16 protein-coding genes are annotated in these 12634 nt (G+C 72.9%); 9 read left to right on the top strand and 7 right to left on the bottom strand.

The genetic code is table 11. The features are described from left to right. Positions 1 to 14 precede the first annotated feature (14 nt). Both ACIG5E_RS25620 and ACIG5E_RS25615 read right to left on the bottom strand, forming a co-directional pair. On the bottom strand, positions 15 to 1235 hold the full coding sequence (locus ACIG5E_RS25620; protein WP_396537048.1) for a PP2C family protein-serine/threonine phosphatase: 1221 nt from the start codon (positions 1233 to 1235) through the stop codon (positions 15 to 17). Positions 1236 to 1404: 169 nt separating this feature from the next. Beyond that, positions 1405 to 2220 carry a class I SAM-dependent methyltransferase gene (locus tag ACIG5E_RS25615; protein ID WP_396537046.1) on the bottom strand — a complete coding sequence of 272 codons (816 nt, stop codon included), beginning with the start codon at positions 2218 to 2220 and terminating at the stop codon, positions 1405 to 1407. 285 nt (positions 2221 to 2505) lie between these two features. On the opposite strand from ACIG5E_RS25615, the gene ACIG5E_RS25610 reads away from it, so the two are divergent. Then, positions 2506 to 3012 (top strand): DinB family protein, encoded by a 507-nt coding sequence (locus ACIG5E_RS25610; RefSeq protein WP_396537044.1) that lies wholly within the window; start codon positions 2506 to 2508, stop codon positions 3010 to 3012. A gap of 12 nt (positions 3013 to 3024) precedes the next feature. Here ACIG5E_RS25610 and ACIG5E_RS25605 read toward each other — a convergent pair whose 3' ends face one another. Further along, the gene (locus ACIG5E_RS25605; RefSeq protein WP_396537042.1) at positions 3025 to 3513 is read right to left on the bottom strand and encodes a hypothetical protein; all 489 of its coding nucleotides are present in this window, start codon (positions 3511 to 3513) and stop codon (positions 3025 to 3027) included. Positions 3514 to 3731: 218 nt separating this feature from the next. Beyond that, positions 3732 to 5354, bottom strand: a complete 1623-nt coding sequence (locus ACIG5E_RS25600; protein WP_396537040.1) for a CehA/McbA family metallohydrolase — start codon at positions 5352 to 5354, stop codon at positions 3732 to 3734. A gap of 211 nt (positions 5355 to 5565) precedes the next feature. On the opposite strand from ACIG5E_RS25600, the gene ACIG5E_RS25595 reads away from it, so the two are divergent. Further along, positions 5566 to 6498 carry a polysaccharide deacetylase family protein gene (locus ACIG5E_RS25595; RefSeq protein ID WP_396537038.1) on the top strand — a complete coding sequence of 311 codons (933 nt, stop codon included), beginning with the start codon at positions 5566 to 5568 and terminating at the stop codon, positions 6496 to 6498. 12 nt (positions 6499 to 6510) lie between these two features. On the opposite strand, the gene ACIG5E_RS25590 is transcribed toward ACIG5E_RS25595, so the two are convergent. From ACIG5E_RS25590 to ACIG5E_RS25580, 3 genes are all read right to left on the bottom strand, one after another. Further along, on the bottom strand, positions 6511 to 6894 hold the full coding sequence (locus tag ACIG5E_RS25590; protein WP_396537036.1) for a barstar family protein: 384 nt from the start codon (positions 6892 to 6894) through the stop codon (positions 6511 to 6513). Between the two features lie 67 nt (positions 6895 to 6961). Next, positions 6962 to 7615 (bottom strand): 4'-phosphopantetheinyl transferase, encoded by a 654-nt coding sequence (locus ACIG5E_RS25585; protein ID WP_396537034.1) that lies wholly within the window; start codon positions 7613 to 7615, stop codon positions 6962 to 6964. A gap of 156 nt (positions 7616 to 7771) precedes the next feature. Continuing rightward, positions 7772 to 7984: a hypothetical protein gene (locus ACIG5E_RS25580; protein WP_396537032.1), complete on the bottom strand. Its 213-nt coding sequence runs from the start codon at positions 7982 to 7984 to the stop codon at positions 7772 to 7774. Between the two features lie 279 nt (positions 7985 to 8263). On the opposite strand from ACIG5E_RS25580, the gene ACIG5E_RS25575 reads away from it, so the two are divergent. From ACIG5E_RS25575 to ACIG5E_RS25545, 7 genes are all read left to right on the top strand, one after another. Beyond that, positions 8264 to 8749 (top strand): cysteine/serine endopeptidase inhibitor, encoded by a 486-nt coding sequence (locus ACIG5E_RS25575; RefSeq protein WP_396537030.1) that lies wholly within the window; start codon positions 8264 to 8266, stop codon positions 8747 to 8749. 126 nt (positions 8750 to 8875) lie between these two features. Beyond that, on the top strand, positions 8876 to 9025 hold the full coding sequence (locus tag ACIG5E_RS25570) for a hypothetical protein (RefSeq protein WP_396537028.1): 150 nt from the start codon (positions 8876 to 8878) through the stop codon (positions 9023 to 9025). Between the two features lie 85 nt (positions 9026 to 9110). Beyond that, positions 9111 to 9608: a flavoprotein gene (locus ACIG5E_RS25565; protein ID WP_396537026.1), complete on the top strand. Its 498-nt coding sequence runs from the start codon at positions 9111 to 9113 to the stop codon at positions 9606 to 9608. Between the two features lie 120 nt (positions 9609 to 9728). Then, the gene (locus ACIG5E_RS25560; RefSeq protein ID WP_396537024.1) at positions 9729 to 10688 is read left to right on the top strand and encodes a DUF6528 family protein; all 960 of its coding nucleotides are present in this window, start codon (positions 9729 to 9731) and stop codon (positions 10686 to 10688) included. A gap of 266 nt (positions 10689 to 10954) precedes the next feature. Beyond that, on the top strand, positions 10955 to 11266 hold the full coding sequence (locus ACIG5E_RS25555) for a hypothetical protein (protein WP_396537022.1): 312 nt from the start codon (positions 10955 to 10957) through the stop codon (positions 11264 to 11266). Next, a complete protein-coding gene (locus tag ACIG5E_RS25550) occupies positions 11263 to 11838 on the top strand; it encodes an acyl-CoA thioesterase (RefSeq protein WP_396537020.1) in 576 nt (191 codons plus the stop codon). Before ACIG5E_RS25555 ends, ACIG5E_RS25550 begins: the two co-directional genes overlap by 4 nt. 271 nt (positions 11839 to 12109) lie before the next feature. Continuing rightward, positions 12110 to 12505, top strand: coding sequence for a DUF2267 domain-containing protein (locus ACIG5E_RS25545; protein ID WP_396537018.1), 396 nt, complete (start codon positions 12110 to 12112; stop codon positions 12503 to 12505). Positions 12506 to 12634: the final 129 nt, after the last annotated feature.

The raw sequence follows: 12634 nt of genomic DNA, 5'->3' as shown, positions 1-12634 counted from the left end.
GGGAGCCCAGGTGATCAGTTCGCGTCAGTGCGGTCGTCGGTCAACTCGTCCTGGCCGGGTTCGGTGTGTGGGCCCGGCTGCTCCTCGTCGGGGAGCCGCTGCGCGACAAGCATGGCGATGTCGTCGTCGACGGCGGCATCGCTGTACCCGAGCAGGTCCTGGTGCAGGCGATTCAAAAGCTCGCGTGGCGGCAGTGCGGTCCAGTCGCGGACACGCTGGGTGAGCGGGTAGAAGGCTCCGGCGCGGTCGCGGGTCTCGGTCACGCCGTCCGTGTACAGCAGCAGTTGGTCGCCTTGACGGAAGGGCTCCACGTCGACGTGGTAGTCGCCGCCAAGCAGCACACCGAGGTTGAGAGGCGGTGACGGATCCCCCGGGGCCAGCTCGCGGACCCGGCCCTGGCCGATGAGCAGCGGTGGGGGGTGACCGCAGTTGACGATGCGGACCACGGGCTCGTCGCCGGGAATCTCGGCGAGCACAGTGGTGATGAAGCGTTCCTCGCTGTCGGGGAGCTGGGCGGCTCGGCGGCTCATGCTCCGCTCCAATCTAGCCGCTATCGCGGGTAAGTCGGGCTCGTCGTAGGCGGCCTCGCGGAAGGCGGCCAGCATCGCCGCGGACGTCTCCACCGCGAGCAGGCCCTTGCCCCGGACGTCGCCGATCAGCAGGCGCACACCGTGCGCGGTGCTCATCGCCTCGAAGAGGTCGCCGCCGATCCGGGCCTCCGCAGCTGCCGACAGGTACAGGGTTTCGATGCCGATGCGGCCCAGGAGGTGGGGGACGGGACGCAGCAGCACGCGCTGTGCCGTCTCGGCCACCGAGCGTACGGTGGCCAGGGTGCGTTCCCGGCGCGTTCGGTGGGCGGCCAGAAGGGCGCCCAGCACCCCGACCAATGCCGTGGAGAAGTAGGTGGCCACGTAGTGGCGCTCCCACAGATAACCCACGTCGCGGCCCGCACAGCACGGAGTGCCCGCCAGGACGCCTTCGAAGATCACGGCGAAGACCGTGATGGCGGCGACGAAGGCGGGACCGTGGGCGTAGGCGGCGACGACGGGCAGGGCGATCAGCAGGAAGCTCACCGGCCACTGCACGGGAGTGATCGGTTCCAGCACCAGGATGGCCGCGACATAGATGGTCGGCAGCCAGCGTATCCATGCCGGCGGGGCGGGCACCCGCAGCTCCGGCCCGCCCGGCTCCGTCGCACGGCGCCGGCCGGCCCCGCCGCGGCCGGGGAGCCTCACCGCGCGCTCCGGTGGCGGGCGTCATCCGGTCCGTGATCCGCCTGTACGCACATACATCAATCATCACGGCATACCAGCCACTGCCGCCCGCCGACGGAGTCGAGCACGCGACCGCATGGCGCGGCACCCCGACACGTGGCGGCCGCGACCGGGAGAGCGGCATCATGGGTCAGGCGGCTCGGGTGGCGGTGATGAGGTGGTAGTCGAGGAGTCCGTGGCGCCAGGCGGGGAGGAAGTTGCGGGTCCAGTGGTCGGTGGGGACGGTGTCGGCGAGGTAGCGGTCGAGGCCTGGCCAGACGTCGGGGCCGATGGACTCGGTGGTGACGTCGGTGAAGCCGGCGCGGCTGAGGTCGGTGGTGAAGCCGTCGAGGCGGTGGGCGATGTCGAGGCCGTCGGCGAAGCTGGCGAGCAGGATCTTGAGGCGCTCGGTGATCTCGTCCCCGGGGGCGGCGAAGAAGGTGGTGACCACCAGTCTCCCGCCGGGACGCAGGACGCGGGCCGACTCGCGGGCGAAGCCGGTGAGTTCGCGGAAGTGCTGGGCGGCCTCGACCGAGTAGACACCGTCCAGCGAGGCATCGTGGAACGGGAGTTCGTCCGCCGAGCCGATGGTGTAGGCGAGCCGGTCCGGATAGGTGGCCTGGGCGCGGGCGTTGACGGCGCGGGCGCGCTCGATCTGGTCCGGGTGGATGTCCACGCCGGTCACCGAGGCGAAGCGGAACTCCCGTAGCGCCAGCGCCGCGCCCAGTCCGCGTCCGCAGCCGACCTCGGCCAGCCGCAGCTGCTCGCGCGGCTCCGGGAAGGCGCGCAGCACCCGCCGGTACAGCTGCTCCTGGCTGCGCACCCGGTCCTCGGAGGTGAGGGCGGTGAGGTCGATCCCCTGCCAGTCACCGAAGTTGATGAACCCGCCCGCGAACGAGGGGGCGGTACTGAGATCGTCGGCGCCGTACGTCCGGCGTACCGTCGGGGGGATGTGGTTGTGGTCCATGGGCCGTAGGGTCTCCTGCTCGGTGGGCGCCCGGCGGTCGGGCGCGCCGAGGTACGTACCCAAACCGGTGGCCGTCCGAACACGATACGTGACGAGACCGGTTCGGGGTTGACGGCTGGGGCATGTGCGGCCGGGTGTGGGTGCGAGCGGTGTCGTCCAAGCGATGATCAAGGATGGGTCATGTGTTGATCAAGGGGCTGCCTGGGCCCCGAAACCCGCTGTCCGGCCGGGTCCTCCGTTCGCTACAGTCCGCCGGGAATTGCCGATCGCGAGGAGCAGCGACCCATGAGCACCGACAACCGACCCGTACCATCGCTGACCGGCGGCGAGCGCGAGATGCTGCGCGGTTTCCTGGAATTCCACCGGGCGACCCTCGCCATGAAGTGCGAGGGCCTGACCGACGAACAGCTGCGGGAGCGCTCCAGCCCGCCGTCCACGCTGAGCCTGCTCGGGCTGGTGCGCCACCTGGCCGAGGTCGAGCGCACCTGGTTCCGCCGGGTGATCAACGGGGAGGACATCCCGCTGGTCTGGTCCGAGGGCGACTACCAGGTGGCCTACGACACGGCCGGGGCCACCCGCGCCGAGGCCTTCGCCGCCTGGCAGGCCGAGGTCGAGCACTCCCGCCGCATCGAACTCGCCGCCCCCTCGCTCGACGTCACCGGCTACCAGCCCCGCTGGGAGGCCGAGGTGTCACTGCGCCTGGTGATGCTCCACCTGATCCACGAGTACGCCCGGCACAACGGACACGCCGACTTCCTCCGCGAGGCCATCGACGGCGTGGTGGGGGCGTAGGTCCACGCCCGTTCACCAGCCGAGGAGGTGGGTGCGGGCGATGAGGGCGGTGAGGATGGACTTGGTGGTGCTGTCGGGGGTGAGGGGGGTGGTGTCGAGTTCGTGCGGGGTGGTGGGGGCCGCGGTGGTGAGGACGACGTAGTGGAGGGCGGCGCCGGTGGTGCGGCTCTCGCGGCGGAAGGTGTCGAGGGAGGTCGGAGCCTCGGGGCACTCGACGACGACCTGGTAGCCGCCGGTGGCGTAGGCGAAGGCGGCCTGGGCGGCGGCGGCCAGGGCGGTGGCGTTCTGGCGGGCGGCCTCGGGGAGGTTCGGCGGCAGCTGGCCGCTGCGGATGACCTGGAGGAAGTCATCCGTCCGCAGGTGGACGCTCGGGTGCAGCTCCTGGGCGAGCAGCCCCGCGACCGGGCTGTTCCCGGCCCCGGAGGGGTCGACGAGGACGAGGACGCCCCCGGCGCCCCGGCCGCCCCCGAGCTCCGGCCCACCTACGGTCGTACGGTTCACAGCTGCTGATCCCTTCGCGGGCCGGGGACGGACGGGGTCGGTCGGGTTCGGTCGGGTAGCCGGGGCGAGGCGGTGGGAGTGCGAAGGAGCCGGTCGGCCCGGATGCGGACAGCCGACCGCCTCGTCCCTACGACTGATGCGTTTCGGGGATCAACCTAGTCCAAACGGGTGCCCCGAGTCGTCCCCCTCCTGGTCCGCGGCTGGGTCGGCGGCGGCTCTCAGCGGTCCTCGGTGCGCAGCACGATCGGGTTGGTGAGGGCCGCCATCGGGCCCCAGGGGAGCTCCTCGCCCATCGAGTTGCCCTTGCCGGACGTCCCGTCGGCCCTCGGGTGGCGCACCTCGGCGCGGACGTAGGCGGCGAGCGAGGCGGTGGTGCGCCACACCACGGTGCCGGAGCCGTCGGCGGGCAGCGACTCCTGGTGCATCTGCCCCTCGTCGGTGATCAGGCGGACGGTGCCGCCGGGCACGCCGGAGACGGTGAGCCGGACGTCCACCGGGGCGTCCGCCGGGACGGTCAGCTCCTCACCGATGAGCGCCTGACGGCCGTTTCCGGTGGCGGTGAGGTCGAGCCTGACGGCGGCGGACTCGGCCAGCCAGCTGCGCCCGGCGCGCAGCCCGTCGAGGACGGCGTCCCGGGTGAGGTCCTCGGCGAGGACGACGTTGTGCGGCAGGCCGATGACCTGAGGGTCACTGTGGGCGTCGCTGTTGCCCATCGCGGGCAGCCAGGAGCGGCCGCCGCGCAGGGCGACGGCGAGCCGGGAGTCCCAGGTGTCGACGGCCGATTCGTCGTCGTACGTCCAGGGGCCGTTCCACACCTCGACGGCGTCGGCCTGCTCGTAGCCGAACTTCCACTGGCAGCCGACGTACGGGCAGTACGGGTGCGCGGGCACCACCAGGCCGCCGGAGCGGTGGACCTGGCGGACGAAGCGCGGGTACTCCTCGTCGCGGGAGCGGTAGCGCCAGTCGACGAACCGGCCGGGCTCCAGACCGAGGGCCAGCCAGTGGCCGTTGCGGGTGGTGATCTCCTCGCCGGCGATGATCAGCAGGTCGGGGCCGGCCAGCGGTCCCCAGACGGCGTGCGAGGAGCTGGCGTTGTGATCGGTCGAGACGATGAAGTCCAGGCCGGCCGCGCGGGCACCGGCGGCCACCTCCTCGGGCAGGCGGCGCCCGTCGGAGTGCACGGTGTGCAGGTGGCAGTCGCCCCGGTACCAGGACCGGCCGCGGCCGCGGGCCCGCTCCGGCGGGTAGTGCGGGGTGAACTCCGGCCCCGGCTCGCCGAACCGGAGGGTGACCTGGACGTGGTAGTCCAGGCCCTGCGGGGCGACCTGGTACGGGCCGAGGGCGATGTGCCAGGTGCCGGGGTCGATCGGGCCGGGGAGGTAGCCGGGGGTCGCGGCGCCACGGGAGAGGGCGAACTCGGTGCGGAAGCCGCCGGACCAGCCGCGGAAGCCGTCCCCGCCGAGGTCGGTGCCGCGCGCGTCGAAGATGCCGATGTCGCAGGAGTTGCCGGGGGTGCCGGCGGGGACCTGCGGCTTGTCGTAGCCGTAGGAGACGGCGATCTCGCGGACGCCGTCGGGGACTTCGACCGGGAGGTAGACGAAGTCGGGGGCGCCGGTGGGGAGGTGGCCGGTGAGGGTGAGGGTGCGGTCGGTGTTGTTCGGGCCCTGGGCCGGGGCTGCTGATGCGGAGCCGGCGGTGGCAGCGGTGGCGGCGAGGCCGAGGGCGGTGGCGGCGCCGGTGGCGAGGCCGGTGCGGAGCAGGTCGCGGCGGGCGGGGTTCACCGGGTCCGTGGAGTCGGTGGGCCGTGTCGGGTCGGCTGGGTCGGCCGGGTCGGTGGGCATCGGGGCCTCCGGGCTGGGGCGGGCGGGTCCGCTGGCTCGCCTACCCCGGGGGGTGAACCCGGGGTGAGGCGGGGCCCACCGGGGTGGGGCGGGCCGGTGAAGGGGGCCCGGGAGGGGGTGGGGCGAGTTGCGGGGAGTGACGAACGGGTCGGTTCATAGTTATGTGGTCGGTCGGTAGGACAGGTGGCGACGGGTCGGTCGGGAGGCTGGTGTGGCACTGAGTCGGCGAACGCTGCTGGCGGCGGTGGTGGCCGGGGGCACGCTGGCGGGGTGCCGGGTGGGGCGGGGCGCGGAGGGCGGCGGGGCGGCCTCGCCGACAGTGTCCGCTGCGGGGGCGGCGCCCGCCACGGCGTCTGCCTCGGCGTCGGGCAGCGCCTCTGCGAGTCCGTCGGCCACCCCGTCGGCCACGGCCTCCGCCGCCGCGCCCACGGCGGCCCGGGAGCCGAGCCGGGCCGAGATGGTCCAGCGCTACGGGGCCCTGGCGCCGAGCGAGTGGGGGCTGCGGGTCTCCGGGGTGGTCACCGAGCTGCCGGAGGGCGAGCGTGCCATGGCGCTGACCTTCGACGCCTGCGGCGGCCCCGGGGGGAACGGCTACGACGCCGATCTGATCGACTTCCTGCGCGAGCGGAAGGTCCCGGCCACGCTGTTCCTGAACGCCCGTTGGATCGACGCCAACCCGGACGTCTTCGGGCAGCTCGCCGCCGACCCGCTGTTCGAGCTCGGCAACCACGGCACCGTCCACCGCCCGCTCTCGGTGACCGGCCGTTCGGCGTACGGGATCGCCGGCACCGGTGGGGTCGGCGAGGTGTACGACGAGGTCGTGGGCAACGCCCACAAGCTGACCGGGCTGCTCGGGCACCCGCCGAGGTTCTTCCGCTCCGGCACCGCGCACTACGACGACGTCGCCGCCCGGGTGGTCGCCGACCTGGGCGAACACGTCGTGGGGTTCAGCGTGAACGGGGACGGCGGGGCGACGCTCCCTGCCTCGGAGGTGCGGCAGGAGGTGGCGTCGGCGCCGCCCGGGGCGGTCGTCATCGGGCACATGAACCACCCGGGCGGTGGCACCGCCCCCGGGATGGCGGCGGCGGTGCCGGGGCTGCTGGCGGCGGGGCGGCGGTTCGTCCGGCTGTCGGACGTGATGTGAGCTGCCGGAGCACTACGCCAGGCGGAGGCCGCCCGGGTGCCGCTCCTCGATGACGTCGACCAGCCAGTCGAAGACCGTGGGCCCCTTGCCCGCCCGGGCGGCGGCCAGCTCGGCCGTGACCCGCTCGCGGTTGGTGGGGTGGACCTTGGCGAGCCGCCGCTCCAGCTGTCGGACCGTCTCCGGGTGGCCGAGCTTGCGGCGGGACACCTCGTGGTTGCGCCACTCGATGACGTAGTCGCCGTCGTCGGGCGTGCCGAAGCCGCCGCTCAGGCAGTCGGCGAAGGCGTCCAGGTTGCGGCCGAAGTAGCCGTCGACGCCGATCGTCCGCCCGACCACGTCCCAGAAGTCCTCCAGGGTGCCGATCTCGTTGCCGTCGATCACATAAGTCACCGTCACGCCGTCGAGGATATGCCCGGGTGGCGAACGGCCGGGTGATGGACGGTTACGGTTCCGCGATCAACGCCTACGGCTCGACGGCGATCGCGGTGGCGAGCAGCCCGTCGCGCACCGCCCAGCGGCCGTCGAAGCCGTCGAGGCGGCGGCCGCCGACCACCGGGCCGGGGACCAGCAGGCGGGCGGAGAAGGTGCCGTCGGGGGAGAGGTCGAGTTCGGCCTCGTGGAAGTCCAGCCACAGCTCGGTCAGCGGGAACCAGGCCTTGTAGACCGACTCCTTGGCGCTGAACAGGATGCGGTCCCACGGCGTGCCCGGGCGCTCGGCGGCGAGCTTGGCCAGTCGCTGCTGCTCGACGGGCAGGGCGATGGCTTCGAGGACGCCCTCCGGGAGCGGCAGCGCGGGTTCGGCGTCGATGCCGACCGAGGCCAGGGTGCCGGTCCGGGCGACGGCGGCCGCGCGGAAGCCGTCGCAGTGGGTGAGGCTGCCGATCACGTCGTCCGGCCAGCTCGGCGCGCCGCGTAGGCCCGGGACGAGCGGGCGGTACGGGACACCGAGGCGGGCCAGGGCGGTGCGGGCGCAGTGGCGGACGGTGGTGAACTCACGGCGGCGCTTGTCCACGGCGCGGGCGATCACCTCCTCCTCGGCGGGCTCCAGCCGCGCCTCGGGCGGGTCGTCGTAGGCCACCTCGGTCACCACGACGTCCGGCAGCAGGTCCCCGATCACGCGTTCCCCCCTCGGTCGGCAGCGCGGGCGGCGCGCCGCGCGGGTCGAGCGTAACCCGGGTGGGTGGCGCCGGTCCGTGATCTTCGGGAATCGGGGGACCGTTCGCTGTGTGAGCGGGGTGAGCCGGGTCGGCCGGGTCGGCAGGGCTGAGGGCCGCTACTGGCCGAGCAGGCGGGCGAAGTCCAGGCCGAGGCTGCCGAGGACGGGCAGCGCGCCGAGGTCGGTGACGCCGCCGACCGGGATGCTGTAGCCCTGGTTCACCGCGCGCGGGGCCGCCGTTGCCGCCGGGAGTGCGGCGGCGGGGGAGGCGGCGAGGACCGGGGTCAGGGCGGCGCCGAGGAGCAGGGCGGCGGCGAGTGCGGTGCGCATGGGAAGGCCTCCGGAACGGATGGGGGTGACGACCCGTCAACACCCTGCGTGGCGATGCGGTCACGCATCTTCGTCCCTTCGGGCGCATTGGTAAAGATCCTTGCCTTGTGTTCATGACAACATCGCGGAGGTCTGGACCACGTCGAGGTAGAGCGCATACGTTCCCTCCACCGGGCGGGCATCGGGCGTCGGATCGCCGAACTGCCGCGCAGCTTCGGCGAGTTCTGCCTGTCATGCCCATGACTGCGTCCCGGATCGTCGAACCGGAGGGAACGAACCATGCGCGCCATCGGCAAGAACCTCAGGATCCTCGCAGGCGCCCCGCTCGCGGCCGCCACCCTCATCGCCCTCACGGCCGGCTCCGCCAGCGCCGCGATACCGATCAACAAGCCCGTGAACGGGAAGGCCACCTACTACACCGACGCCGGCTACGGCGCCTGCGGCACCCAGATCAACGCCTCCAACCAGCTGTTGGTCGCCGTCTCCCACACCTGGTGGACCTCCGCCAACCCCAACAACGACCCGCTGTGCAAGGGCATTTCGGTGAAGGTCAGCTACCAGGGCAAGACCGTCACCGTCCCGGTGAAGGACCAGTGCCCGTCCTGCGACTCCACCCACATCGACCTCAGCCAGCCCGCCTTCGCCAAGCTGGCCCCGTTGGGCAAGGGCGTGATCAACGGCCTCACCTGGCAGTTCGTCAAGACCGGGGCGAACGGTAAGACCGTCGCGCTGTCCGAGCCCGTCACCGGCTCGACCATCGGCTGACGTTTCCGGCAGCCGTCGCGCCCGCCCCCGCCGGTGAGTGCGCGGGGCGGGCCGACGCTTTCACCGGCGGTCACCGGCGATCACCGGCGGTCCGTCGCGGCGGCCGTGGTGGGCGGTTGCGGGGCCATGGCCAGCAGGAGTTGGACCGCAGGCGAGGCCGAGGACGACCGGGGCGGGCTCCGGATCGTGCACAACTACGGGCACGGCGGGGCGGGGGTGACGTTGAGCTGGGGATGTGCGGACGCGGTGGCGGGGCTGGTGGCGGCCCATCGCTGAGCCACCCGCGCCTGCGTACCGCAGGCGCGGGCACACTGGGGTGACGGGCGGGTGTTCCGCCAGTGGCGTGAGGGGAGTTCGGGAGATGGCCGAGGCGGGGAAGCCGGTGCTCTACGTCGTGGTGTGTGCGGCGGGGGTTGCGGGCGGGGTGGGGGAGTTGATCTCGGCGGCTCAGCGGCGGGGGTGGGAGGTGGGGGTGGTGGCGACTCCGCTCGCGATGGGGTTCATCGACGTCGCGGCGATCGAGGGGCAGACGGGCTATCCGATCCGCTCGGCCTGGCGGAAGCCGGGGGAGCCTCGGCCGTTGCCGGATCCGGACGCCGTCGTCGTGACACCGGCGACGTTCAACACGATCAACAAGTGGGCCGCCGGGATCTCGGACACGCTCGCGCTCGGGATCCTGTGCGAGTCGTACGGGTGGGGGATTCCGGTGGCGGTTCAGCCGTGTCTCAGTACGGCTCAGGCCGCGCATCCGGCGTACGAGGAGAGCCTGACCAGGCTGCGGGGGATGGGCGTTCGGATCGCGGAGTTCGTGCCCGGGGCGTACGGCTGGACGCGGGTGCTGGAGCTGCTGGAGGTCTGACGGGGTGCCCGGTCCGGGGGGCGCTGCGCCGGCTGGGGGTGCGGCACTGACCGGGGGCCCCGGGGCGCCGTTCGGCCGAGCCGTGCTGCGAGGCTGCCGGGAAGCGGACAGCGTGGGGGTGTGCTGAGGAGAACGCTGTCCGCGCTGGGCCTGGCCCTGCTGTTCTGTGCGCCCGCGGGCCGGGCGGAGGCCGGGTCGCCGGGGTGGCAGGTGGTGGTCGCGGACCAGGGGTCCCGGCGGGTGTTCGTGCTGCAGAGCGCCCGGGAGCTGATGGCCTACCAGGGGCCCGACCGGCTGCCCGTGGTGTGGTCCTGGACCGCGGACCGTGCGCCGGACGTCGCCGACCTCTCGCCGGCCCGCAGCTGGACCAATCCGGACGAGGCGAAGAGCCGGATCCGGCAGGGCCGGCGCTACCTGCTCATCACCGCCACCGGCGGGCTCGCCGCAGTCGTCGACACCGCCACCGGACGGACCCGCTGGGCGGCGGACCTGGGCCCGACGGCCAACCCGCACAGCATCGAGCTGCTCCCGGACGGCAATGTGGCGGTGGTGGCGAGCGGCGGCTGGGTGCGGCTGTACGCGGCCTCGCAGGGGCCGCGCGCCACGGCGTACACCGAGTTCGGGCTGCCCGGCGCGCACGGAGTGCTGTGGGACGGGCGGTCCGGCCTGCTCTGGGTGCTCGGGGACGGGGCACTGATCGCGCTGCGGGTGGGCGGTGCCCCGGCCGCACCGACGCTGACCGCCGTTCGCACCGCCCCGCTGCCGGACCGGGGCGGCCATGACCTCGCGCCGGTGCTGGCCGCCCCCGGCCGGTTCTGGCTGAGCACCCTGCGCGGCCTGTGGCAGTACGACCCGGCCGCCGACCGCTTCACGCCCGTCCGGCTGGCCGGTTCCGCGGCGGAGCGGGACGTCAAGAGCATCGGCGACGAGCCCGGCACCGGGCGGCTGCTCACGGTGGCCCCCGACCACACCGCGCCGTGCGACTGGTGCACCTCGGTGATCCGGCTGCACCGCCCGGAGGGGGTGCGGACCCTGAGCGGCACCCATCTGTACAAGGCGCGATGGTGGGGAGGCCAGTAGCAGATCAGTGACGGACGGTAGTCGATCTTGCTCGGCGGGTCGGCGATACCACCCGTTCTGCTTACCGCGTTCGGCTGACGGGGCATATTGTGTACTCCCGCAAACTACTCCGATGGAAGTCAGTTTCCCGTCACCGTCCGAAAACCTTCTGCGGACCCGCGCCGACTGGGATAGCGTCGAAGCCGTCGGGGGGCCGACACCGATCAGGGTGTAATCGAACGTCAGTTACCGGGCCGTAATGGCCCGAATTGGTCCTGGAGAAAAGAATGCGGTATTCACCGGAGGAAAGCCGGTCGGACGTCATCGACGATCTGCAGCTCGCAGTCGAATCGCTGGCGGCCTTTCCGGCCCGGAACGCGGCCGGTGCGGCCGATGTCACCGTACGCCTCGCCGCCGTCGCCGAACTCTGCCGGTCGGTCGACGTGGTGCTCGACAGCCTGGTCGTCCAGGCGGCGGCCGAAGCCGCCGAGGAGGGCTGGACGGCCGCCCGGATGGCGGCCGAACACTCCGGTTACTACGCCAGGTTGCAGCGCGCGCTGCTCCCCACCGGGGCCGGCGCCGGGCTGACGCAGCAGTGAGCGCGCTGTACTCGGGCGTGCACGTGCTGTCCTGCCCCACCCGGTGGAGCGACGTCGACGAGAACGGGCACATCAACAACGCCCGGCTGGTCGGCTACATCCAGGAGGGGATTTACGACCTGTTCTGCCACCACGCGACCGCCGTGCGGGAATCGCTTTTCCCGTCCGGATTCATTATCGCCCGGCATGAGATCGATTATCTGGAACAGTTGCACCACCGCCCCGAACCATTGTCGGTGCGGTTGACCGTGGAACGGATCGGGCGCAGTTCCGCCCATGTCGAGGTGAATGTCTGCCGCGAGCCGCTCACCTTTATGCGGGCACGGACCGTCGTGGTCGCGCGGGACCGGGAATCCGGTCGCTCGCGCAAACTCACCCAGAACGAGCGGCGCTTTCTGTCGGCGTATATGTCGGACTCGGTCGTGGACCGGGCGTCGGACATGGCGCGTGGCGACAACGTGGTCGCCGTCGCGCAGCCGATGGCGCCGGCCCAGCGGACGGCGGCGCGTTCCGGTGCCGGGGTGGGCTCTTCGCGCGGCTCGCGCAGGCGGGTTCGCGCCTCGGTGGGCTGACCCGAGCGTTCCCGTGCCGGTGACGGCACGGGCCGGTGGCGTGATCGACAACGGCGTCGATCCGCCCGACCGGTCCCGGCCCCGGCGTCAAGGTTCCGTTCAGCCTTCCGGCTCCCGCCGGATCGACGGGTCTCGACCCGGCCGGACCGCAGTACGCTGAGCAGCACGGGAACCGGTACGTCCCCCGGCGGTCACGGGCTGCGATGAGGCAGGCTCCACGGACCGACGGCCGCCGACCCGGCCCGGTCCCGCTGACCGGAAGGAGGACACGATGACCATCTCCTGGGAGGACTTCCTCGCCCGCGTCGTGGAGCGCGGCGAGTACCGGGGTCAGGCGGAGGCGGATCATGCCGCCCGGGTCGTGCTCGCGCTGCTGGGCGAGCACCTGGTGGGCGCGGAGCGGCTGGACCTCGCCGACGCGCTGCCCGGGACGTACGCCTCGCTGCTCCGGGACGCCCAGCCGGCCGCCGAGCCGCTGACCGCCGAACGCTTCGTGGAGGCCGTGGTCGGCTGGATCGACGGGGCGACGCCGGCGACGGCGCAGTGGGACATCGGGGCGGTGCTCAGCACCCTGGCCGACCTCGTCCCGGGGGAACTGATCGACGGGGTGATCGAGCAGCTGCCGGACGGCTACGACCTGCTCTTCGGGCACCCGCTGCCGGCCTGAGCCGACCGGGCGCCGGTGCCGGACCGGCTCGTCGCGCGGCAGGTCAACTCCGTGCGGGGCCTGTCCTTTGGCCTGCCCCGGGGCCGGCGCCCGGTGAGCCTCGCGCGCGGCGGTCATGCGCGCACGGAG

Origin of the sequence: Kitasatospora sp. NPDC053057 (assembly GCF_044546945.1) — a bacterium.
Lineage (GTDB): Bacteria > Actinomycetota > Actinomycetes > Streptomycetales > Streptomycetaceae > Kitasatospora.
The sequence above is the reverse complement of the archived record's forward strand: the minus strand, read 5'-3'. Positions and strand labels throughout refer to the sequence as shown.